Source organism: Streptomyces sp. NPDC045678, assembly GCF_056432085.1.
In genome coordinates, this window is the sequence record NZ_JBWKJS010000007.1 from 132,740 (window position 1) to 154,319 (window position 21,580).

A 21,580-nucleotide genomic window follows, 5' to 3' on the forward strand; every position below is an offset into this window, starting at 1 on the left:
GTGCGGACCCTACGTCCGCGCCGCCACCTGCTCGTACTGCAACGCGAGCCCGTCCAGCAGGGCACGCAGGCCCGCCTCGAAGGCTCGCTCGTCGATGACCTGCTGACGGTCGGCGAGCAGGTGGGCCTGGCCGAGGTGCGGGTAGTCGGCGGGGTCGTAGGCCGCCTCGTCGTCCACGAAGCCCCCGGCGAACGAGCCGATCGCGGAGCCCATGACGAAGTACCGCATCAGCGCGCCGATCGACGTGGCCTGCGCGGCGGGCCAGCCCGCGTCGACCATCGCCCCGAACACCGCGTCCGCGAGCCGCAGTCCGGCGGGCCTGCGCCCGGGGCCGCGCGCCAGCACCGGCACGATGTTCGGGTGCAGGGTGAGGGCCGCCCGGTAGGAGACCGCCCAGTCGTGCAGTGCCGTGCGCCAGTCCCGCGCGTCGTCGGCCTCGAACATCGACAGGTCGACCTGCGCGCTCACCGAGTCGGCGACCGCCTCCAGGATCTGGTCCTTGGTGCGGAAGTGGTTGTAGAGGGAGGGCCCGCTGACGCCGAGTTCGGCGGCGAGGCGGCGCGTCGAGACGGCCGCGAGCCCCTCGGCGTCCACGAGTGCGCGCGCCGTGTCGACGATGCGTTCTCGGCTGAGGAGGGGCTTGCGCGGTCGGGCCATGCGCCACATAGTAGGGCTGCCAGAACAAACTAGCAGTGCTAATTTAAAACGCGACGTCATGCTTCGACGGCTGTGCCGTCACGATCCCGACCGGAGAGGTGTCCCCGATGAACCTGGAGCTCAGCGACGAGCAGACCGCCGTCCGCGAGCTGGCCGAGGACTTCGTCGCGCGCGAGATCGCACCGCACGTCGTCGAGTGGGACCGCGCGGAGAGCGTCGACCGCGCCCTGGTGAAGAAGCTCGGCGAGGTCGGCTTCCTGGGGCTCACCATCGACGAGGAGTACGGCGGCTCGGGCGGCGACCACCTCGCGTACTGCCTGGTGACCGAGGAGCTCGGGCGCGGGGACTCCTCCGTGCGAGGCATCGTCTCCGTCTCGCTCGGCCTGGTCGCCAAGACCATCGCGCACTGGGGCAGCGAGGAGCAGAAGCGGCAGTGGCTGCCGGGGCTCACCTCCGGTGAGTACGTCGGATGCTTCGGGCTCACCGAACCGGGCACCGGCTCCGACGCGGGCAGCCTCACCACCAAAGCGGTGCGCGACGGCGACTCGTACGTCGTCAACGGCACCAAGATGTTCATCACGAACGGCACCTGGGCCGACGTCGTGCTCCTCTTCGCCCGCACCGGCGACGCGCCGGGCCACAAGGGCGTCTCCGCCTTCCTGGTCCCCACCGACACCCCCGGCCTCACCCGCCGCACCCTGCACGGCAAGCTCGGCCTGCGCGGCCAGGCCACCGCCGAACTCGTCCTGGAGGACGTCCGCGTCCCCGCGTCGGCCATGATGGCGCCCGAGGGCAAGGGCTTCTCCGTCGCCATGTCGGCCCTCGCGAAGGGGCGCATGTCGGTGGCGGCGGGCTGTGTGGGCATCGCGCGGGCCGCCCTGGACGCGGCGGTGCGGTACGCCACCGAGCGCGAGCAGTTCGGGAAGACCATCGCCCACCACCAGCTGGTGCAGGAACTGATCAGCGACATCGCCGTCGACGTGGACGCCGCGCGCCTGCTGACCTGGCGGGTCGCCGACCTCATCGACCGGGGGCAGCCGTTCGCCACGGAGTCCTCCAAGGCCAAGCTGTTCGCCTCCGAAGCCGCCGTGCGCGCCGCGAACAACGCCCTCCAGGTCTTCGGCGGTTACGGCTACATCGACGAGTACCCGGCGGGCAAGCTCCTGCGCGACGCCCGCGTGATGACCCTCTACGAAGGCACCAGCCAGATACAGAAGCTCGTCATCGGCCGCGCGCTGACCGGGGTTTCGGCCTTCTGAGCACCGACCTGCCGGGCTTCCTCGCCAGCGCCGCGCTAAGCGCTTGCTCACCGTCAGGGGTATGGTGTCCCTCCCGAACGGTGAAGGAGTGGACATGGGTACGGCGGAGGAGACGCCCGGCGAGGAGCAGCCGTGGGGCGAGGTCAGCCCCGACGCGGCCAGGCGGCTGCTGGTCGCCGCCGTCGAGGCCTTCGCCGAGCGCGGGTACCACGCGACGACGACCCGGGACATCGCGGGCCGCGCCGGCATGAGCCCCGCCGCGCTCTACATCCACTACAAGACGAAGGAAGAGCTGCTCCACCGCATCAGCAGGATCGGCCACGACAAGGCCCTGAAGATCCTGCGGACCGCGGCGGACGGCGAGGGCGGCCCCGCCGAACGGCTCCAGGAGGCCGTGCGTTCCTTCGTCGGCTGGCATGCCGCCCACCACACGACCGCGCGGGTCGTGCAGTACGAGCTGGACGCGCTCGGCGACGAGCACCGCACGGAGATCGTCGCGCTGCGCCGCGAGTCGGACGCGGCCGTGCGGGACATCATCAACGACGGGGTGCGGGCGGGGGAGTTCGACGTCCCCGACGTGCCGGGCACCACGCTCGCCGTACTGTCGCTCTGCATCGACGTCGCCCGCTGGTTCAACGTGGCGGGGCAGCGGACGCCCGACGAGGTCGGCGCGCTCTACGCCGACCTCGTGCTGCGGATGGTGGGCGCCCGGCCCGGTGAACCTCAGAAGTAGTAGCGCGACACCGACTCCGCCACGCACGCCGGCTTGTCGCCGCCCTCGCGCTCCACGGTGACCTTGGCCGTCACCTGCACGCCGCCGTCCTTGGTCGGCGTGACGTCCGTGAGCACGGTGGTCGCGCGCAGCCGCGAGCCGACCGGCACGGGGGAGGGGAAGCGGACCTTCTCCGTGCCGTAGTTGAGGCCCATCTTCATGCCCTCGACGCGCAGCGTCTGCGGCACCAGGATCGGCAGCAGCGACAGTGTCAGATAGCCGTGCGCGATGGTCGTCCCGAAGGGGCCCTGCGCCGCCTTCTCCGCGTCCACGTGGATCCACTGGTGATCGCCGGTCGCCTCCGCGAAGAGGTCGATCCGCTTCTGGTCGATCTCCAGCCAGTCGCTGTGTCCGAGCTGCTCGCCGACACCGGCGCGCAGCTCCTCGGGCGACGTGAAGATCCTCGGCTCCGCCATGTTCCTGGCCTCCTAGACGTATGCAGACTAAGCGCTTGCTCAGCATGGTGCGTGGGTCGACGCGTGTCAACGGACCAGCCAGTAGGTTTGAAACGTGCACCAGATACCGGAGAAGATCCACGAACTCACGGTCGGCCAGCTCGCCGACCGCAGCGGCGTCGCCGTGTCCGCCCTGCACTTCTACGAGACCAAGGGCCTCATCTCCAGCCGCCGCACCTCCGGCAACCAGCGCCGCTACCACCGGGACACGCTCCGCCGCGTCGCCTTCATCCGCGCCTCCCAGCGCGTCGGCATCCCGCTCTCCACGATCCGCGAGGCCCTCGACTCGCTCCCCGAGGAGCGCACGCCCAACCGAGAGGACTGGGCGCGCCTCTCCGAGGGCTGGCGCTCGGAGCTGGACAAGCGCATCAGGCAGCTCGGCAGGCTGCGCGACCACCTCACGGACTGCATCGGCTGCGGCTGCCTGTCCCTGGACACCTGCGTGCTCTCCAACCCCGACGACGTCTTCGGCGAGCGGCACAGCGGCTCCCGGCTCCTGGTGGACCGCGGCCCCCGGGAGCAGTGACACGAATTTCCCCGCACCACGTCTGGCCGCAACCGGGCTCGGCGTACCAACGTGTGTTCTACATAAGCGAGTACGTCCAGGAGCACGCAGAGCACGTCGACACAGAACGGGGGAGAGCCGATGTCCGTCGCCATTTGCTCATTGCTGTGGGACGCCGCACGCCACGGACGGCAGACCGTCAAGTACGACAGTGACGGCTACCACCTGGTGCGCTTTCCGTACGGCGCGGGTGACGAGTCCTACGACCCGTGGCGCATGCACGACCCGGCGAAGGGCCTCACGAGCCCTTCGGCGTATCCGGACGCACGCTCGGGGCTGATATGGCCCAGCCACGAGGGCTGGGGCGTGCTCTCGGCGATGGTCTTCTGGGAGCCGGACGCGAAGGCGACCGAGTTCCGCTCGCGGTACGTCCGTGACCCGCTGAACCTCTCGAGCGGGTACGACTCGACCGCGACGACCGACTCCGCGCCGACCCGGGGAGGGCAGTACCGGACCTACCTCTGGCAGATGTTCGTGCACCCGGGCACGCCGCTCGGCCTGAAGATCTCGGCACGCGGCGCGGGAGACGTGAAGCTCCGCACGCCGCTGATCCACGCCCAGTTCAAGCTGGCGATCCACACGGATGTGGTCACGCCCTGATCGCACCGTTCCTCACGCCGACACCAAGGGACGCAGCCGCCTCGCGCGCGCCCGGTCCACGGCGTCGGCGGTGAGGACCGGGCCGGGCACGACGATGCCGCAACCCGTGCAGACCGCTCCCGACGACGGCTCGTGGGCCAGGCCGTGCTTCCAGGTGAGGGCGGTGTCCGCACAGACGGGGCAGCTCGTGCCCGGCTCCCTCTCCAGCGCCGCGATGAGCCGGCGAAGCACCTCGGCGAGGGGTTCGTCCGGGTGGATGTCGGGGTCGTCGCACCAGGCCACGCCGCAACCGCCCCAGGTGCAGCGGTGCCAGTCGTCGACGCTGCCGGGGCGCCTGAGCCCGTCGTGCTTCTCCTTGCGGCGGCGTTCGGCGAAGCCCGCCTCGTAGGCGAGCCACACCGCCCGTGCCGCCTCCAGTTCGTTCAGTGCCGCCACCAGCCGCACCGGGTCGGGCGACCTGTCCTCGGGCCCGAACCCCGCCCGGGCGCACAGATGGTCCCAGGTCGCCCGGTGGCCGTAGGGGGCGAACCTCTCCAGGCACTTGCGCAGCGAGTAGCGCCGCAGTGCCAGGTCGCTCTTCGGATCACGCACCTGTCTCGCGAGACTCCGGAATCCGGCCATCGCCCTGCACCTCCGTCACACGTACTTCCGTACTGGTACCCGTGTTCCGCATTCGCCGGCGTCGATGTCGAGTCGAGTCCATCGAGTTCGTCACGACGTCGCCGAGTAGACGTATCGACACGCGATTCGGCTCCCTCATCGCGCGACCGTTTTTCGCCTGCCCGCACGAGCTGGGGTGATGCAGGCGCATGGGGGGCGCGTTGTGGTGATTCGGAAAAGGCGACGCTTGTTCATCTTTCACGTTGGGCAACCCGCCAGTAGCCTCCGCCGCATCGGTCTTCCGCAGGAACCGGAGGAGCACCCATGCGACGACGCATCGTCAGGCTCAGAACACTCACCGCAGGGGCGGCGCTCGCGCTCGGCGCCTCCCTGCTCGCGCCCTTGCCGGGCGCCGTCGCCGGCCCCCGGGAGTCGGCCCCCGAGGAGCGGCCCGCGGCGGAGGGCACGGACTACTGCGGGGGCCAGTGCGCGGACGTCCTGCCACCCGGCGCCAACGGCAACGCGACGCTCGCCGAGATCCTCGCCCACCGCGTCCTCGGCACCCGACCCGCCCACGCCGACGACCAGTTGGGCCCGTACGACGCGCTCTCCTCCGGTTATCCGTCGCTCACGGACGACAAGCTCACGGAGTTCTTCGACGACGCCTCCTTCGGGGTGCCCGGCGACCAGGTCGCCTCCGTCACCAAGCCGCGCGACGACGTGACGATCACCCGGGACAAGAAGTACGGCGTCCCGCACATCAAGGGCACCACGCGCTACGGCACCGAGTTCGGCGCGGGCTTCGCCGCCGGACAGGACCGGCTCTGGCTCATCGACCTGTTCCGGCACATCGGACGGGGCCGGCTGACCTCGTTCGCGGGCGGCGCGCCCGCCAACCAGGGCCTGGAGCAGCAGTTCTGGCCGCAGGCCCCGTACACGGAGAAGGACCTGGAGAAGCAGGTCGAGTACATCAGGTCGACCCAGGGCGAGCGCGGCAAGCAGGCCATGGAGGACGCACAGGCCTACATCGACGGCCTCAACGCGTACCGCACGAAGTCGAAGAACGGCCGCTACTTCCCCGGTGAGTACGTCCTGACCGGCAAGATAGACGCGGTCACCAACGTCGGCGAGATCGAACCCTTCAAGGTCACCGACATGATCGCGCTGGCCTCCGTCGTCGGCGGGCTCTTCGGCAACGGCGGCGGCGGAGAGGTCGAGTCCGCCCTCTCCCTCCTGGAGTCCCAGAAGAAGTACGGCGTCGAGAAGGGCACGGAGGTCTGGGAGTCCTTCCGCGCCCGCAACGACCCCGAGGCCGTCCGGACCATCCACGACGGCACGAGCTTCCCGTACGCGGGCAAGCCGGAGAAGGCGCGCGGCACCGCCCTGCCCGACCCGGGTTCGGTCGAGCGCGAACAGCTCGTGTACGACCGGGAGGGCGGCGCCGAGAGCGGCGCCAAGGACCCGGTGAAGGCGCCGAAGAAACTCGAGCCGGCGCAGGGCATGTACGACAAGGGCGTCCTGCCCCCGGACCTGTTCCGGGCCGACGGCCACAAGAAGGGCATGTCCAACGCCCTGCTCGTCTCCGGGAAGCACACCGCGAGCGGCAACCCCGTCGCCGTCTTCGGCCCGCAGACCGGCTACTTCGCACCCCAGCTCCTCATGCAGCAGGAGCTCCAGGGCCCCGGCATCAGCGCGCGCGGCGTCTCCTTCGCGGGCGTCGGCATGTACGTCCAGCTGGGGCGCGGCCAGGACTACGCCTGGTCGGCCACGTCCGCGGGACAGGACATCACCGACACGTACGCGGTGGAGCTCTGCGAACCGGGCGGGGGCGCGCCCACCAAGCAGTCGGCCGGCTATCTGTACCGCGGCACCTGCCTGCCCATGGAGAAGATGGAGCACAAGAACGCCTGGAAGCCGACCGTCGCCGACTCCACGGCCGCGGGCTCCTACCGCATGCAGGTCTTCCGTACGAAGTACGGCATCGTCACACACCGCGCGAGCGTCGACGGCACACCGGTCGCGTACGTCTCGCTGCGCTCCACCTACCGCCACGAGGCCGACTCCATCATCGGCTTCCAGATGCTGAACGACCCCTCGTTCGTCAAGGACTCCTCGACGTTCAAGAAGGCCGCGGAGCACATCAGTTACGCCTTCAACTGGTTCTACGCCGACTCGCGCGACATCGCGTACTACAACAGCGGCGCCAACCCCGAGCGTGCCGACAGCGTCGACCCGGCCCTGCCGGTCAAGGCGCAGCAGGACCTCGAATGGCGCGACTTCGACCCGGCGGACAACACCTCGGCGCAGACCCCGCCCGCCGCGCACCCGCAGTCCGTCAACCAGGACTACTACATCTCCTGGAACAACAAGCAGGCGAAGGACTTCAGCACGGCGGGCTTCGGCGTCAGCGCCGTGCACCGCGGCGACCTGCTCGACGGACGGGTCAAGAAGCTCACCGAGGAGGGCGGTGTGACCCGCGCCTCGCTCACCCAGGCCATGTCCGAGGCCGCCGTCACCGACCTGCGGGGCGAACAGGTGCTGCCCGAGCTCCTGAAGGTGCTGCGCAGCAAGCCTGTCACCGACCCGCAACTGGCCAAGGCCGTACAGCAGCTGGAGGCCTGGCGCGCCGCGGGCACGCAGCGCAACCAGACGGCGGCGGGATCCAGGACGTACGCACACCCCGACGCCGTGCGCATCATGGACGCGTGGTGGCCGCGGCTGATCGAGGCCGAGTTCGAGCCGGGCCTCGGCAAGGAGCTGTACGGCGCCCTCACCTCCCAGCTCGCCACCGACGAGGCGCCCTCCGCCGGGCACGGGCCGACGGGGGCGCACGCCGGATCGGCCTTCCAGTACGGCTGGTGGGGCTACGCGGACAAGGACCTGCGCAAGGTGCTCGGGCAGCCGGTGAAGGGCGAGCTCGCCGACACCTACTGCGGCGGCGGCAAGCTCGACGCCTGCCGCGACGCGCTGCTCACCACCCTCGGGCAGGCCGTCGCCCAGCCCGCCACCGAGGTGTACCCCGGTGACGACTCGTGCAAGGCCGGCGACCAGTGGTGCGCGGACTCCGTCATCCACCGGGCGCTCGGCGGCATCACGCACAAGCCGATCCAGTGGCAGAACCGCCCGACGTACCAGCAGGTCGTCGAGTTCCCCCGCCACCGGTAGACCGCAACCCTCCGACAGGTCCTCAGGACCTCGGACAGGCCCTCAGGACCGGGCGATCCGCCCCGCGGCGAACACGACGCGTGCCAGCTCCTCGTGGCACACGTCGCTGTGCGCGCCGGAGGGCGGACCGCCCCGGCGCACCACCGACGCCGCGTCGATGCTCACGCACCCCTTGGGCGGCACCTTCTCGCCGAGCTTGATGCGTCGGGTGCCGGGCACGGACCGGATGCCGTTGTAGCCGATGGCGCCCCACCGCTCCCACAGGTTGAGGAAGCCGGAGGAGTCCCCGGCCAGCTTCGACGCGAGGGGGTACAGCCGGCCGAGGGCGTCGTCGTGGTGCGAGTAGCAGGCGACCAGTGGCCCGTCGACGCGCTTCTGCACCCCGTGCAGCGCGCCGCCGCGCGAGGTGTCGTGGGGCAGCCGCTCGGCGAACGTGTAGTGCGAGAAGGCGCCTTGGAGGAGCGTCACCGACTTCACCGCGCGTACGTCGGCGGGCATCCCGCGCAGCGCGTACGACACGAGCCGGCCGCCGAAGCTGTGCCCGATGAGGTGCACCCTCACTCGCGGCACGTCCGCGGCGAGCAGACCGATCGCGGGCCCGAGCCCCAGCTGGCCGACCGCGCCCGCACGGCGCTTCATCGCGTAGTACGTGCCCTGGCGCAGCAGTTCGTACGCGCCGTCCCACAGCCGGTCGCGCAGCTCGGCGAGGAGGAGGGGCTCTCCGGTGTCCGCGCGCGCGGCCGCGAACACCTCGCACACCTTGACCGCGTCGTCGGTGAGCATGGCGGGTTCGCCCGCCCCGGTGTCCTGCCCGAAGTGCCGGGCCGGATGGGTCTCGCGCAGCGACACGAGCTCGCGCACGTGCCGCCCGAACTCATAGACGCGGGTCGGCACTTCGGACCGCTCGGCGAGCAGTTCGGCGATCCGGTCGAGGGTCGCCGCGTGGTCGGGGAAGGCGCGGTCGAGCGCCTCCCGGGTGGTCGCGTCGAGCACGGGCTCGCCCGGCGGGGTGGCGGCGACGGGCGCGGCCGACGGGTCGAAGTCGGGGATGGATTCGTCCGGGAAGCGGATCGCGGGCCACATCACCCCCACGTAGCCGAGGCGCACTCCCGTCCCGGCGAGGTCCCGGCACGGCGTGAAGAAACGCCCGTACAGCTTCCGGGCGTCCTTCTTCTCGTTGTTCCAGCCGTGCGCGAAGACCAGCAGATCGGTGACGCGTTCACGGTCCGCGCCGGCCAGCAGCCGCGCGCGCTGCTCGGTGTCGACGTCGCCGTCGGCGTCGAAGGTCAATTCCCAGTAGGGCTCCACGCCGGTATGGTCCTGCCGCCCGGGCCACCTGGCCAGATGCGCGGCAGGGGCACGTTCACGCGAGTTCCCGCTCCCGTGTCTCGGGCAGGGCGAGGACACACAACAGCGACACGACCGCCATCGCACTCACGTACCAGCCCACCGACGACGAGCCGAACGCCGACTGCAGCCGGGTCGCCACCAGCGGCGAGACCGCGCCGCCGAGGACACCGCCCAGGTTGTACGCGAGGGAGGCACCCGAGTAGCGCACGTTCGCCCCGAACAGCTCGGGCAGATAGGCGCCCATCGGGCCGTACACCACCCCCATGCAGCACAGCGCGCCGCCGATCGCCAGGGCGACGAGCACCGGCTGTTCGGTGTCCAGGAGCGGGAAGAGCACGAGCCCCCACACCACCGCGAGCGCCGAGCCCACGAGGACCAGCCTGCGGCGCCCGGCGCCGTCGGAACGCGTCGCGGCGAGCCAGGTGCCCGCGGCGAGGAAGAGGCAGGCCACGAGGGAGAGGCCCAGCATGGTGTTGCGGGCGATGTGCAGGGTGCCGGTGGCGTACGCGAGGCAGTACGTCGTCGCCGTGTAGAAGAGGCCGTACGCGACGACCATGCCGCCCGCGCCGAGCAGCAGTTCGCGCGGATGGCGGCGGAGCACGTCGAGCGTCGGCACCTTGCTCGCCTCCCGCGCCGCCATGACCTTCGCGAACACCGGCGTCTCACTGATCCGCAGCCGCACGAAGAGGCCCACGCCGACCAGCAGGAAGGAGAGCAGGAACGGCACGCGCCAGCCCCACGAGCGGAACGCGTCGTCGGAGAGCACGGACGAGAGCAGCCAGAAGACACCGGTCGCCGCGAAGAACCCGACGGACGGGCCGAGCTGGGGGAACGCCGCGTACATCCCGCGCTTCTTCTTCGGCGCGTGCTCCACCGCGAGCAGCGCCGCGCCGCCCCACTCGCCGCCGAGCCCGATGCCCTGGAGGAAGCGGAGCAGAATGAGCAGCAGCGGCGCCCAGACGCCCCACGTGCCGTAGCCGGGCAGGAGACCGACGAGGGCGGTCGAGAGGCCCATCAGGAGCAGCGAGGCCACAAGCACGGACTTGCGGCCCACGCGGTCGCCGAAGTGCCCGAAGATCACCGAACCGATGGGCCGGGCCGCGAACGCCACCGCGTAGGTGGAGAACGACGCGAGGGTGGCGTTGACCGGGTCGAGGGTCGGGAAGAACGCCTCGTTGAGGACGAGGGCGGCGGCCGTGCCGTAGATGTAGAAGTCGTAGAACTCGATGGCCGTTCCGATGAACGAGGCCACGGCCACCCGGCGCATGCTCTCGCCGCCGCCGTCCCCGGTGTCGGCCGCGCCCGCGTCCGCGGCGCGGACCTGCTGTTTCGATGTCTTGGTCGCTTCGCTGTGCACGAGCGGCACTCTTGTGGTGGGTGTAGGGGGGCAGTCAATAGCTGATACGGCTGGTCTCGGTCACTGAGACGTGTGTGCGACGACGGCCACCGGAGGGGTCTGCCCCGTTTCGCCCTGAGCGTGTACGTTCTCCGCCATGGCGGAATTCATACTGGTGGCAGGCGCGTGGCTCGGCTCCTGGGTGTGGGAGGACGTGGCGCGGGACCTGCGGGCCGCCGGACACGGCGCCCACCCCCTGACCCTCTCCGGCCTCGCCGACAAGCAGGACGTCCCCGCCGGACAGCAGACCCACGTACGCGACATCGTCGACGAGGTCGAACGCCTCGACCTGCGCGACGTCGTCCTCGTCGGGCACAGCTACGCGGGCATCCCCGTCGGCCAGGCGGCCGAGCGCATCGGCGGCAGACTGGCGCGCGTCGTCTTCGTGGACGCCAACGTGCCGGTCGACGGCGAGTCGTTCGCCTCCCTGTGGTGGCAGGGCCAGCCGGCGTTCGAGGCCCTGCTCGACGACCGCGACGGCGCGTGGCTGCCGAACGCGGCGGAATTCGACGGACAGGGGCTCGACAGCGAGCAGGTCGCCAGAATCGCGAGCGGCGCGACACCGCACCCGGGCGCCACCCTGACCGGGTCCGCCGTCCTGGAGCGCTCGCTCGGCGAACTGCCTGCGACGTACGTCAAGTGTCTGCTCGACGGCGAGGAGCCCAACGACGACGTCGCCGAACTGCTCAAGAGCGAGCGCTGGCGGCTCGTCGAGATGGACACCGGGCACTGGCCGATGTTCTCCCAGCCGCGCGAGCTGGCGCGGATCCTGCACGCGAGCGTGACCGGCAGGCCCTAAAGGGTGTTGCACAACGGCGATCACGTTCGGATCGGCCACCGATCGCAAGGTCAACTGCCCGACTCTGCTCCCGTTTTCGCCGGTCTGGGTGACACCGCGAAACGGTCACGAAAGATCGTTCGGTCGTTGTGCAGCACCCTTTAGCGATTGAGAAGTTGCGTGTGCGCCAGTTCGGCGTAGAGAGCGTCATGTTTCATGAGTTCGCTGTGCGTGCCGATCGCTCGTACGCATCCCGCCTCCATGACGATGATCCGGTCGGCTGTGATGACAGTGGAGAGCCGGTGGGCGATCACCAGCACGGTGGTGCTGCGGGCGGCGTCAATGATCGTGTTGCGCAATGCCGCCTCGTTGGCCGCGTCGAGTTGGGAGGTGACCTCGTCCATCAGGAGCAGTCTCGGGCGGCGCAGCAGAGCACGGGCGATCGCTACCCGCTGTCGCTCGCCCCCCGAGAGGCGGCTGCCGCGGTGGCCGACGTCGGTATCCAGCCCGAGGGGAAGGCGTTCCGTCGAGGTGTCCAGCCGCGCCATACGCAGCACTTGGGCGAGCTCTTCGCCGGAAGGGTCGGTGGCGCCGAGCATCAGGTTGTCCCGCAGTGTGCCGGCGAGGACGGGGGTGTCCTGTTCGACGTAGCCGATGGATGCGCGGAGCCGGCTCAGGGGCCACTGCCGTATGTCCTTGCCACCCAGGAGGATGCACCCGGCGTCAGGTTCGTAGAAGCGCTCGATCAGAGAGAAGACGGTGGTCTTGCCTGCGCCGGACGGGCCCACGATCGCCGTCAGCCCGCCGTTGGGCACGGTGAAGGAGACCTCGTGGTGCACCCTGGGCAGTCCGGGGCGGTAGGCGAAACGGACTTGCCGGAAAGTCACGTCGAGTGGTGACCGGCAGCCTTCGGCGGCCGTGTCGGAGGAGTCGCCCCTCGCTGTCGCTCCCCGTGCACGCACGGCTGCGTGCTCAGGTTTCAGCTGTTCGGCCTCAAGCGACTCGATCTGCTCGATGCGGACAGCGGCGGCGGATCCGACCTGGAACTGGCCGACCCCTTCGACGAGTTGGCCGATGCGGGGAGCGAGGGCGAAGAGATACAGCAGGAAGGCGACCAGGGTGGAGACGCTGATGGTGCCGGAAGCGACCCGTGCGCCTCCCGCCCCGAGCACGACGAGGAAGCACACCTGGACGACCACCGCCGACGCTGTGGCGGACACCGCCTCCCACACCGCGGCCCGCATGCCTCTGCGGCGGGCGTGTTCGGCCGCACGGTGCAGCGCTTGGGCCTCCCAGTGCTCGGCGCCCGAGGCCTTGACCGTGCGAAAGGCCCCGAGGACACGCTCCAGGGCGCCCCCGATGCGGCCCACCGCGTCCTGCATCTGCCGGGTGGCGCGGCCGATACGCGGAGCCACGACCGCGACGATGACGCCGACGAACGCGATCACGCCGAGAGTGACGCAGAGCAGCACGGCGTCGAGGAACCCCATGATCACGACGGTCGCGGCGGTGACCAGCGTGCCGGTGACGGCGGCGGACACCGCCTGGGGCGCGGTCTGGCGCAGCAGCGTCGTATCGGAGGTGACGCGGGCGATCAGGTCGCCCGGTTCGGTGCGCTCCACCACGGGCACCCGCAGGCGCAGCAGCCGCTCGGTCAGCCGGCAGCGGGCGGCACAGATCATGGACTCGGCCGACCACTGCAGCACGTAGTGGCCCAGCCCCGCCAGCACCGCGCCGACGACCACCAAAAGGCTGAGCACGAGGACGGGGCCGGCGGCCGGCTGTCCCTGACTCATGCCGTCCACCACACGCTTGGCCGCCAAGGGCTGGGCCAGACCCAGGACACTGCCGACCAGCCCAAGCAGGACACCTGCGGCGATGCGCCAACGCTGTGGGCGCAGATGGGTCATGAGCGCTCGCTGCGCCGCCCAGGTGCGGCCGGGACCCGTGTTCTCGTCAGGCGGCACCGGAGCCGTCGGCGGGGCCGGTGGAGGGCCGGGGTCCTCGATGCCGGGGGCCGTGGTCATCGGCTCACTCCACGGTGAAGAAGCGCTGGAAGTATGTGGGCGAGGCGTCCTCGCCGACGAGGACACCCTCGGCTTCCACCCAGGCGTGGGCGGCGAAGGGCGGTCGGCTGCGCACGCCCACGCACCAGGTGGGCCACTGGCCGTACCACCGGCAGAGCAGCACAGTGGCCAGGGACCTCGGAAGGCATCCCTTCTGTCCGCCGGCGGCCAGGCTTACGGCGAGTACCGTCTCCCGGGCCAGCTCCGCCTCGGGGAGGGTGGCGGGCCGGGCGCCGCGACGCAGTCCGGACAGGATGGTGCGGATGCGTCCTGGTGGCAAGGTGGCCAGTACATGGGCACAGCCCACGGCCACCCGGGCGGCGAAACGGCGTGCCACCGGTACGGAACGTGGATCGTAGGGGAGAGCTTCCGGGGTCGTCATGCGTGCCTCTTCCTTCGGCCCGTGTCCGTCGCATGCGGACGCTATGTGGTGAGGAGCCCCGCGGAGTGCAGCTCGCCGACGATGGCGTCGACGTCCTTGGCTGCTTCGTCGGCGTCGACGTCGTCGTACTGCGTGGTGAGCGCCTCGGCGGCCCGCTCCGCGCCGCAGGCACGACCGTCCAGCAGAGTTCGCAGGACGAGGGCCGCCGACGGGTTGAGGGTCCAGTATTCGGCGCTCTTCTGATCGAGCAGCGCCATGCCGTATTCGGTCTCGGTCAGCAGGACTCCAGGCCTCAAGGCGTGCACCGGGATCACCTCTTTCGGTCGGCGACGGTCTGGGTGGGGGCGGCGTGCCCAAGGGGCGGTGGTGTCATTTCGCGGGAGCGCAGCCAGACTTCGCAGGCGATCGTCGGGTGCAGCAGGTAGCTCTCCGTCTCCGCGGCGAGAGAGCGGCGGCACCATTCACGCAGGACGCCTTCGTCGATCAGGCCGAGCTGGGCCAGCCGCGAGTCGTCACACAGTGCCAGCAGTCGCCGGCGGTGCTTGCGCAGGCCGGCCTCCTCCTCGAACGTGGCGTTGGCCTTGGTGTCGCGTGTCCGGCTGGCTTCCGGCACGAGACCACGCGTGGCTTCGACGATCAGAGGTTTGTACCGCCAGGGTGTGATCCGTTCCTGTGGCCGCACGGCGAGGCAGGTCTCGATGACGCGAGTGTCGTAGTAGGGGGCGGCGATGGTGACGCCCAGGGACGCCGCCATCTGGCCGATGTGCCGGGTCCACTGGGAGATGCCGTCCATCGCGACCAGTTCCCGGTGCTCACCGTGCCCCCTGCCCCGGGGCTCGATGCCGGACAGGTCGGCGCGTATGAGTTCGCGGGCGGCCGCGATGGCGTCGGGCGTGGCCCAGGGGGCCATCCGGGGTGGTACGGACCAGTCGAGCAGCGGTGTGTCCGTGCCGGGGGGCGGCCTGGTCAGGTCGCGGGCCACGCGTCCGAGCCAGCTCCGGTAGGAGCGCCGGTCCAGAAGCTGGCGCAGTGTTTCCCGCCGGGCCCAGCGGTACTTGGCGGCGTATCCGCGGATGTTGCGCAGTGCGGTCGAGGGGTGGGTCAGTAACAGGGGGTGCAGCCGGGCGGGTGTGCCGGCGAGGAGTTCGTCGCCGCCCAGTCCGGTCATGTGCAGGCCGGATCCGCGGGCCGCGGCCATTTCCACGATGCCCATCCGGCGGTTGCGGTCGACGGTGATGATGCTGGGCGTGTCCAGGACGTCGTGGAGGGTGTCGATGCCGTCGAAGGTCATGGCCGTGTCCTGAGCCGGTACGACGTGGTGCTCGATGGCTTCGAGTTCCTGGACGGTGCGCCGGGCCCAGTACACGTCGCCGCCGGACTCGTCGTGCAGGGCGGCGGTGTACGCGACGACCTTGGTATCGCTGTGGGCTGCCGTACAGCACAGGGCGGTGGAGTCCAGGCCGCCCAGATCCGCCGTCACCAACTCGCGCCCGCGGGTGCGTACCCCGACCGCTTCGGTGAGCGCCTCTCGCAGGCGTCGGGCGCCCTCGGCGAGGGGGGTGACGGGGTCGGGCGGTGACCACCACTGCTTGGTGGCGGCCCGGCCGTCGGCCTCGAGGGTCAGGCAGTGGCCTGCGGGTACGGCCCGCACGCTTCGCCACAACGGGGGCTCCGACAGCGGGTACGGCACGCTCGAGGTGAGTAGTTCGAGGGCGATCCGGCGTTCGTCGAGGTCGGCGTCGATCAGTTCGGCGAGTACGTCGGCCCGGTCAGAAGCCACGCTGACGGGGCCGTGGCCGAAGGTCGCGGTGTCGGTGTGGAACACGCGCCGCAGGTTCACGACGCCGCCCCGCACCCACACCCGGCCGCCGCCACTGGCCACCAGATGGAAGCTGCCCGGTCGGCGTGCGGCGCGGTCCAGGGCCGCCGACGAGGCGGAGCCGACCGCCGCGGCGTCCTGTTCCAGATCCTGCTCGGTGACATCGTGCTCCCCGATCACAGCGATGCGTGTGCTGCCGCACCGCCCCACGACGGCCGTCCGCTCCTCCCAGCGGCCCAGCAGCCAGGGCCGTCCGGAGGCGTGGGAGAGCCTCCGGGAGGCGTAGGGATGTGCTCTGGTGGCGAGGGGCGCGGCCGCGGCAGTGTCGGGCAAGGCGATGAACCAGGCGGGTGCGGCCTGGAGGGAGAGGAGCGCATCCATGAGCAACGGCCTTTGGTCGGCGGTGAAGTAGCGCCCGGGGCAGAGGATCGGGTGGCGGCTGGACGCCACCACCCGACAGCCGGCCTGGGCTCAGGCCGGCGCACACGTCTTGCGACCCATGACCGTCAACGGCCGGGGCCGTGCCCGATCAGAGGAGCTGCTTGCCGCCGAGGATGTCCTTGGGGCCGTGGTCCTTGATCCCGGTCACCTTGCGGAAATTGCCGACCTTGGTGAGCGTGGGACGCTCGTACGTCATAATAATTCTCCCTTTTTCGAGGGCGATACGCACAGAGGAAAAGATGTGCGGCGAATTCAATTAGATGTCCATCTCGGGACCGTGAGCGGTCGAATCCACGGAACCCACATAAGTACGAAAGGGGCAACATCACAACGCTTGCACTGGATGGCGAGGCGGACAGGGGGCGTACAGGGGGCTCACGCGGGGCGTGAAGGGCAGCGCAGTGAGTGCGCGCGTGCGCCCCCCTTATGCGGCAAATAGGCAGTACTGAAATGCCTCACCTGGGCGCGTTCCCCTCTGCCGCTTGACGGGGTCTTTGCGTGCGGCTCCGAGGGTATGCTCTTCTGTTTATCGATGGCGGTGCGTTCTTCCGGCGGCGTACGGCCATTTAGAACCGCACTGAATTGTTATGCATAAGCGGCTGTCCGGTCGGGTGAATCATTTCTCCCGCCCTCACGGGCTCCCTCCATAGCGGCGACTCACAAGACCCATCAGCCCGCGCCACGACTTTGAAGACACGTTCTCGGGCTCCCCAGGGTCCCGCGGGACCCGCGATCCGGCCCTCCGCCCCTCTTTCGCCGCGACATACCGACTGGTTAGTCTGCCAGCGAAGCCGAGCCGCGGGCCGAAGGAGAACGATCGTGGAAACCCTGCTGGACAAGGGAGTCGTCGTCACGGGCGGAGGGGGCGGCATCGGGGCCGCGCTCGCCCGCCGCTTCGCCGCCGAAGGGGCGCGCGTCGTCGTCAACGACCTCGACGGCACCAAGGCGAAGGCCGTCGCCGACGAGATCGGCGGCATCGCGGTGCCCGGCGACGCGTCCACGATCGTGCCCGAGGCCCGCGAGGCGCTCGGCGGCACCGTCGACGTGTACTGCGCCAACGCCGGGCTCGGCTCCGGCGGCAGCGAGGCCGCGCCCGAGGAGGTCTGGGCCGCGGCCTGGGACGTCAACGTGATGGCTCACGTGCGGGCGGCCCACGCGCTGCTCCCCGACTGGCTGGAGCGCGGCAGCGGCCGCTTCGTCTCCACCGTCTCCGCCGCCGGCCTGCTCACCATGATCGGCGCCGCGCCCTACAGCGTCACCAAGCACGGTGCGTACGCCTTCGCCGAGTGGCTCTCCCTCACGTACCGCCACCGCGGCATCAAGGTCCACGCGATCTGCCCGCAGGGCGTCCGTACCGACATGCTCGCCGCCACCGGCACCGCGGGGGACCTCGTGCTCACCCCCACCGCCATCGAGCCGGACGACGTCGCCGCCGCGCTCTTCGCCGGCATGGCCGAGGACCGCTTCCTGGTCCTGCCGCACCCCGAGGTCGCCGCGTTCTACCGGGCCCGCGCCGAGACCCCCGACAAGTGGCTGAAGGGCATGAACCACATCCAGCGGAAGTGGGAGGAGAACGAGCGGTGAACGACTCCACGAACGACGCCACGCGAGCGGCGGTGAACGACCCCATGCCCACCGGTTCCCCGTACGCGGCCAAGCCCTGGCTGGCCCGGCTCAACGACGCCCAGCGCGCTCCCGTGCACCCCGCGCCCTCCGTGCCCGACGCGTTCCGCGCCGCCGTCGCACGGGCCCCCGAACACACCGCGCTCGCCTACTTCGACGGCTGTCTGACCTACCGCGAGACCGACGCCCTCAGCGACTCCGTGGCGGGCCACCTCGCCGCGCGGGGCGTCGCCCGCGGCGACCGCGTCGCGATCCTCCTGCAGAACACCCCGCACTTCGTGCTCGCGCTCCTCGGCGCCTGGAAGGCCGGCGCCACCGTCGTCCCCGTCAACCCCATGTACCGGACGGCGGAGGTCAAGCACGTCCTCGCCGACGCCGGGGCGACCGCGCTGATCTGCTCCGACCGCGCCTGGGAGACGTACCTGCGCGACACCGCCGCCGACTCGCCGGTCCGTGTCGTCCTCACCGCCTGCCAGCTCGACCTGCAGACCCGCAACGACACCAGGGTCCTCGACTTCGAACGCCTGCCCGTCGCCGCCGACGCCGAAGACCTGATCGCCGTCGCGCGCCAGGGACTCCCCGCCCCGGCCGACCGCGCCCTCGCCCCCTCCGACGTGGCGCTGATCAGCTACACCTCGGGCACCAGCGGCACCCCCAAGGGCGCCATGAACACCCACGGCAACATCACCTACAACGCGGAACGCCAGCGCACCGGATCCGGCATACCGGAAGGCGCCTGCTACTTCGCGATGGCGCCGCTCTTCCACATCACCGGCATGGTCGCGCAGGTCGCCGCCTGCATCGCCAACGCGGGCACGCTCGCGCTCGCCTACCGCTTCGAGGCCGGAGTGGTCCTCGACGCCTTCGCCGAGCACCGGCCCGCGTACACCGTCGGCCCCTCCACCGCCTTCATGGCGCTCGCCGCCCACCCCTCGGTGACCCGCGCCCACTTCGACTCCTTCGCGATGATCTCCTCAGGCGGCGCGCCGCTGCCCCCGGCCCTCGTCGAGAAGTTCCGCGCCTCCTTCGGCCCCTACCTGCACAACGGCTACGGCCTCACCGAGTGCACCGCCCCCTGCGCCTCCGTGCCACCGGGCCAGGAGGCGCCCGTCGACCCGGTCTCCGGCACCCTCGCCGTCGGCGTCCCGGGCCCCGAGACGGTCGTACGCATCCTGGACGACCTCGGCGAGGAGGTGCCGTTCGGGGAGCACGGCGAGATCGTCGTCCACGGCCCCCAGGTGGTCCCGGGCTACTGGCAGCGCCCCGACGCCACCGCCGAGGCCTTCCCCGACGGGGAACTGCGCACCGGGGACATCGGGTTCATGGACCCGGCGGGCTGGCTCTACGTCGTCGACCGCAAGAAGGACATGATCAACGCGTCCGGCTTCAAGGTGTGGCCCCGCGAGGTCGAGGACGTCCTCTACACCCACCCCGCCGTCCGCGAGGCGGCCGTCGTCGGCGTCCCCGACAGCTACCGCGGCGAGACCGTGAAGGCGTACGTCAGCCTCCGTCCCGGCAGCGACACCGGCCCCGACGACCTGACCGCGTACTGCAAGGAGCGGCTCGCCGCGTACAAGTATCCGCGCGCGGTCGAGGTACTGGAGGAGTTGCCGAAGACGACAAGTGGGAAGATCCTCCGGCGGGAACTGCGTTCCCGCCCGACCGACAGCAAGTGACGCGAAAGGCAGGTGGCGGCAGTGGCCAGAACGACGGACGGTGACGGCACGCCCGTCCCGCAGCGACTCCTCGCCGCCGCCACCAGGCTCTTCGCCGACCAGGGCTACGACCGCACGTCGGTCCAGGAGATCGTGGAGGCGGCCGGCGTCACCAAGGGCGCGCTCTACCACTACTTCGGCTCCAAGGACGACCTGCTCCACGAGGTCTACGCCCGGCTGCTCCGCGTCCAGCAGGAGCGGCTCGACGCCATCGCCGACGCGGACGCGCCGGTCGCCGACCGGGTCCGCGACGCCGCGGCCGACGTCGTGGTCAGCACCATCGACAACCTCGACGACGCGTCGATCTTCTTCCGCTCCATGCACCATCTCGGCCCGGAGAAGAACAAGCAGGTCCGGGCGGAGCGGCGCCGCTACCACGAGCGCTTCCGCGCCCTCATCGAGGAGGGCCAGGAGTCGGGCGTCTTCTCCACGGCGACTCCGGCGGACCTGGTGGTGGACTACCACTTCGGCTCAGTCCACCACCTGTCCACGTGGTACCGGCCGGAGGGCCCGCTCACCCCGCAGCAGGTCGCCGACCACCTGGCGGACCTCCTCCTGAGGGCACTGCGGGCCCCGTAAGGGGCCCGGGGAACTGCGCGAGCGGCCCACGACGAGCCGCACTCGCCGTACGACCCGCCGCGGCAGACGCGACTGCGCCCCGGTGGGGGCTGAGCGCGCAGTTCCCCGCGCCCCTAAGGGGCGCTACACGTACCGCTTCAGTTCGCGCCGGGCGAGAGAGCGCTGGTGCACCTCGTCCGGCCCGTCCGCCAACCGCAGCGTCCGCGCCGCCGCCCAGAGTTCCGCCAGCGGGAAGTCCTGGCTGACGCCGCCCGCGCCGTGCAGCTGCACCGCGCGGTCGAGGATGTCCACCACCGCGCGCGGCGTCGCGATCTTGATGGACTGGATCTCCGTGTGCGCGCCCTTGTTGCCGACGGTGTCCATCAGCCACGCCGTCTTCAGGACCAGGAGGCGCAGCTGCTCGACGGCGACCCGCGCGTCCGCGATCCACTCCTGCACGACCCCCTGCTGGGCGAGCGGCTTCCCGAACGCCGTACGCGACACGGCCCGCCGGCACATCAGCTCGATGGCGCGCTCCGCCATGCCGATCAGCCGCATGCAGTGGTGGATGCGGCCCGGGCCGAGCCGCGCCTGCGCGATGGCGAAGCCGCCGCCCACCTCGCCGATCAGGTTCGACACGGGGACGCGAACGCGGTCGAAGACGACCTCGGCGTGACCGCCGTGGTAGTGGTCCTCGTAGCCGTACACCCGCATGGCGCGCCGCACTTCGAGCCCGGGGGTGTCGCGCGGGACGAGCACCATCGACTGCTGGCGGCGGATGTCCGCGCCTTCGGGGTCGGTCTTGCCCATCACGATGAAGACCTTGCAGTCCGGGTTCATCGCCCCGGAGATGTACCACTTGCGCCCGCTGATGACGTACTCGTCACCCTCGCGCTCGATGTGCGTCGTGATGTTCGTGGCGTCGGAGGAGGCGACCTCAGGCTCGGTCATCGCGAACGCCGAGCGGATCTCACCGGCGAGCAGCGGCTCCAGCCACTGCTTCCGCTGCGCCTCGGTGCCGAACTGCGCGAGCACCTCCATGTTGCCGGTGTCGGGCGCGGCGCAGTTCAGCGCGGTGGGGGCGAGTTGCGGGGAGCGGCCGGTGATCTCGGCGAGCGGCGCGTACTGGAGGTTCGTCAGTCCCGCACCGTGCTCCGCGTCGGACAGGCTGTGCTGGTCCACGAAGAAGAGATTCCACAGTCCCCGCCTGCGCGCCTCGGCCTTCAACTCCTCGACCACGGCGGGCGTGTCCCACGGCGAGGCGAGCGCGGCCCGCTGTTCGTCGGCGACGGCCTCGGCCGGGTGGACGTGCTCGTCCATGAAGGCGAGCAGCTTGCCGCGCAGCTCTTCGGTACGGGCGTCGAATGCGAAGTCCACGG

Annotated in this window: 20 protein-coding genes; 9 read left to right on the plus strand and 11 right to left on the minus strand. The window is 70.8% G+C overall.

Going from position 1 to position 21,580, the window contains the following annotated elements; all coding sequences use genetic code 11:
• Positions 1-9 precede the first annotated feature (9 nt).
• Positions 10-657: a TetR/AcrR family transcriptional regulator gene (locus tag AC07DO_RS24660; protein WP_479062663.1), complete on the minus strand. Its 648-nt coding sequence runs from the start codon at positions 655-657 to the stop codon at positions 10-12.
• 107 nt (positions 658-764) lie between these two features.
• Here AC07DO_RS24660 and AC07DO_RS24665 point away from each other — a divergent pair, with 107 nt between their 5' ends.
• Both AC07DO_RS24665 and AC07DO_RS24670 read left to right on the plus strand, forming a co-directional pair.
• Positions 765-1,916 carry an acyl-CoA dehydrogenase family protein gene (locus tag AC07DO_RS24665; RefSeq protein WP_479062664.1) on the plus strand — a complete coding sequence of 384 codons (1,152 nt, stop codon included), beginning with the start codon at positions 765-767 and terminating at the stop codon, positions 1,914-1,916.
• 94 nt (positions 1,917-2,010) lie between these two features.
• A complete protein-coding gene (locus tag AC07DO_RS24670; protein WP_479062666.1) occupies positions 2,011-2,649 on the plus strand; it encodes a TetR/AcrR family transcriptional regulator in 639 nt (212 codons plus the stop codon).
• Here AC07DO_RS24670 and AC07DO_RS24675 read toward each other — a convergent pair.
• The gene (locus AC07DO_RS24675; RefSeq protein ID WP_479062668.1) at positions 2,640-3,104 is read right to left on the minus strand and encodes a MaoC family dehydratase; all 465 of its coding nucleotides are present in this window, start codon (positions 3,102-3,104) and stop codon (positions 2,640-2,642) included. The two genes, AC07DO_RS24670 and AC07DO_RS24675, sit on opposite strands and share 10 nt — an antisense overlap.
• 94 nt (positions 3,105-3,198) lie before the next feature.
• Between AC07DO_RS24675 and soxR the strand changes: the two genes are divergently transcribed.
• Entirely contained in the window at positions 3,199-3,669 is a 471-nt protein-coding gene (gene soxR / locus AC07DO_RS24680; protein ID WP_479062670.1) for a redox-sensitive transcriptional activator SoxR, read from the plus strand.
• A 120-nt stretch (positions 3,670-3,789) separates the two neighbouring features.
• Entirely contained in the window at positions 3,790-4,308 is a 519-nt protein-coding gene (locus AC07DO_RS24685) for a hypothetical protein (protein ID WP_479062672.1), read from the plus strand.
• A gap of 12 nt (positions 4,309-4,320) precedes the next feature.
• On the opposite strand, the gene AC07DO_RS24690 is transcribed toward AC07DO_RS24685, so the two are convergent.
• A complete protein-coding gene (locus AC07DO_RS24690) occupies positions 4,321-4,929 on the minus strand; it encodes a hypothetical protein (RefSeq protein WP_479062674.1) in 609 nt (202 codons plus the stop codon).
• Positions 4,930-5,232: 303 nt separating this feature from the next.
• Here AC07DO_RS24690 and AC07DO_RS24695 point away from each other — a divergent pair, with 303 nt between their 5' ends.
• Entirely contained in the window at positions 5,233-8,073 is a 2,841-nt protein-coding gene (locus AC07DO_RS24695) for a penicillin acylase family protein (RefSeq protein ID WP_479062676.1), read from the plus strand.
• A 42-nt stretch (positions 8,074-8,115) separates the two neighbouring features.
• On the opposite strand, the gene AC07DO_RS24700 is transcribed toward AC07DO_RS24695, so the two are convergent.
• Together AC07DO_RS24700 and AC07DO_RS24705 are read right to left on the minus strand one after the other, a co-directional pair.
• Positions 8,116-9,381 carry a serine-threonine protein kinase gene (locus AC07DO_RS24700; protein ID WP_479062678.1) on the minus strand — a complete coding sequence of 422 codons (1,266 nt, stop codon included), beginning with the start codon at positions 9,379-9,381 and terminating at the stop codon, positions 8,116-8,118.
• 55 nt (positions 9,382-9,436) lie between these two features.
• Positions 9,437-10,690 carry an MFS transporter gene (locus AC07DO_RS24705; RefSeq protein ID WP_479063243.1) on the minus strand — a complete coding sequence of 418 codons (1,254 nt, stop codon included), beginning with the start codon at positions 10,688-10,690 and terminating at the stop codon, positions 9,437-9,439.
• Positions 10,691-10,916: 226 nt separating this feature from the next.
• Here AC07DO_RS24705 and AC07DO_RS24710 point away from each other — a divergent pair, with 226 nt between their 5' ends.
• On the plus strand, positions 10,917-11,618 hold the full coding sequence (locus AC07DO_RS24710) for an alpha/beta fold hydrolase (protein WP_479062680.1): 702 nt from the start codon (positions 10,917-10,919) through the stop codon (positions 11,616-11,618).
• A gap of 140 nt (positions 11,619-11,758) precedes the next feature.
• Here the strand turns inward: AC07DO_RS24710 and AC07DO_RS24715 are convergent, their stop codons facing one another.
• The 5 genes from AC07DO_RS24715 to AC07DO_RS24735 all read right to left on the minus strand — a co-directional run bounded on the left by AC07DO_RS24715 (position 11,759) and on the right by AC07DO_RS24735 (position 16,501).
• On the minus strand, positions 11,759-13,624 hold the full coding sequence (locus AC07DO_RS24715; protein ID WP_479062681.1) for an ABC transporter ATP-binding protein: 1,866 nt from the start codon (positions 13,622-13,624) through the stop codon (positions 11,759-11,761).
• A 4-nt stretch (positions 13,625-13,628) separates the two neighbouring features.
• The gene (locus tag AC07DO_RS24720; protein WP_479062682.1) at positions 13,629-14,045 is read right to left on the minus strand and encodes a lasso peptide biosynthesis B2 protein; all 417 of its coding nucleotides are present in this window, start codon (positions 14,043-14,045) and stop codon (positions 13,629-13,631) included.
• Between the two features lie 41 nt (positions 14,046-14,086).
• Entirely contained in the window at positions 14,087-14,350 is a 264-nt protein-coding gene (locus tag AC07DO_RS24725) for a lasso peptide biosynthesis PqqD family chaperone (RefSeq protein WP_479062684.1), read from the minus strand.
• 5 nt (positions 14,351-14,355) lie between these two features.
• Positions 14,356-16,245, minus strand: coding sequence for a lasso peptide isopeptide bond-forming cyclase (locus AC07DO_RS24730; protein WP_479062686.1), 1,890 nt, complete (start codon positions 16,243-16,245; stop codon positions 14,356-14,358).
• A 148-nt stretch (positions 16,246-16,393) separates the two neighbouring features.
• Positions 16,394-16,501: a keywimysin-related RiPP gene (locus AC07DO_RS24735; RefSeq protein ID WP_479062688.1), complete on the minus strand. Its 108-nt coding sequence runs from the start codon at positions 16,499-16,501 to the stop codon at positions 16,394-16,396.
• Positions 16,502-17,121: 620 nt separating this feature from the next.
• Between AC07DO_RS24735 and AC07DO_RS24740 the strand changes: the two genes are divergently transcribed.
• Genes AC07DO_RS24740 through AC07DO_RS24750 form a run of 3 tightly spaced genes read left to right on the plus strand, consistent with a single transcriptional unit; the run spans position 17,122 to position 20,222 of the window.
• Positions 17,122-17,889, plus strand: a complete 768-nt coding sequence (locus tag AC07DO_RS24740; protein ID WP_479063244.1) for an SDR family oxidoreductase — start codon at positions 17,122-17,124, stop codon at positions 17,887-17,889.
• A 44-nt stretch (positions 17,890-17,933) separates the two neighbouring features.
• A complete protein-coding gene (locus AC07DO_RS24745) occupies positions 17,934-19,604 on the plus strand; it encodes a class I adenylate-forming enzyme family protein (RefSeq protein WP_479063246.1) in 1,671 nt (556 codons plus the stop codon).
• A gap of 21 nt (positions 19,605-19,625) precedes the next feature.
• The gene (locus AC07DO_RS24750) at positions 19,626-20,222 is read left to right on the plus strand and encodes a TetR/AcrR family transcriptional regulator (RefSeq protein WP_479062689.1); all 597 of its coding nucleotides are present in this window, start codon (positions 19,626-19,628) and stop codon (positions 20,220-20,222) included.
• A 123-nt stretch (positions 20,223-20,345) separates the two neighbouring features.
• On the opposite strand, the gene AC07DO_RS24755 is transcribed toward AC07DO_RS24750, so the two are convergent.
• Positions 20,346-21,578, minus strand: a complete 1,233-nt coding sequence (locus AC07DO_RS24755) for an acyl-CoA dehydrogenase family protein (RefSeq protein WP_479062691.1) — start codon at positions 21,576-21,578, stop codon at positions 20,346-20,348.
• Positions 21,579-21,580: the final 2 nt, after the last annotated feature.

Bases quoted from the DNA above. Each gene is read 5' to 3' on its own strand.
- AC07DO_RS24660 (WP_479062663.1), bottom strand. From the start codon at position 657: ATGGCCCGACCGCGCAAGCCCCTCCTCAGCCGAGAACGCATCGTCGAC.
- AC07DO_RS24665 (WP_479062664.1), top strand. From the start codon at position 765: ATGAACCTGGAGCTCAGCGACGAGCAGACCGCCGTCCGCGAGCTGGCC.
- AC07DO_RS24670 (WP_479062666.1), top strand. From the start codon at position 2,011: ATGGGTACGGCGGAGGAGACGCCCGGCGAGGAGCAGCCGTGGGGCGAG.
- AC07DO_RS24675 (WP_479062668.1), bottom strand. From the start codon at position 3,104: ATGGCGGAGCCGAGGATCTTCACGTCGCCCGAGGAGCTGCGCGCCGGT.
- AC07DO_RS24685 (WP_479062672.1), top strand. From the start codon at position 3,790: ATGTCCGTCGCCATTTGCTCATTGCTGTGGGACGCCGCACGCCACGGA.
- AC07DO_RS24690 (WP_479062674.1), bottom strand. From the start codon at position 4,929: ATGGCCGGATTCCGGAGTCTCGCGAGACAGGTGCGTGATCCGAAGAGC.
- AC07DO_RS24695 (WP_479062676.1), top strand. From the start codon at position 5,233: ATGCGACGACGCATCGTCAGGCTCAGAACACTCACCGCAGGGGCGGCG.
- AC07DO_RS24705 (WP_479063243.1), bottom strand. From the start codon at position 10,690: ATGCGCCGGGTGGCCGTGGCCTCGTTCATCGGAACGGCCATCGAGTTC.
- AC07DO_RS24710 (WP_479062680.1), top strand. From the start codon at position 10,917: ATGGCGGAATTCATACTGGTGGCAGGCGCGTGGCTCGGCTCCTGGGTG.
- AC07DO_RS24715 (WP_479062681.1), bottom strand. From the start codon at position 13,624: ATGACCACGGCCCCCGGCATCGAGGACCCCGGCCCTCCACCGGCCCCG.
- AC07DO_RS24720 (WP_479062682.1), bottom strand. From the start codon at position 14,045: ATGACGACCCCGGAAGCTCTCCCCTACGATCCACGTTCCGTACCGGTG.
- AC07DO_RS24730 (WP_479062686.1), bottom strand. From the start codon at position 16,245: ATGGATGCGCTCCTCTCCCTCCAGGCCGCACCCGCCTGGTTCATCGCC.
- AC07DO_RS24735 (WP_479062688.1), bottom strand. From the start codon at position 16,501: ATGACGTACGAGCGTCCCACGCTCACCAAGGTCGGCAATTTCCGCAAG.
- AC07DO_RS24745 (WP_479063246.1), top strand. From the start codon at position 17,934: ATGCCCACCGGTTCCCCGTACGCGGCCAAGCCCTGGCTGGCCCGGCTC.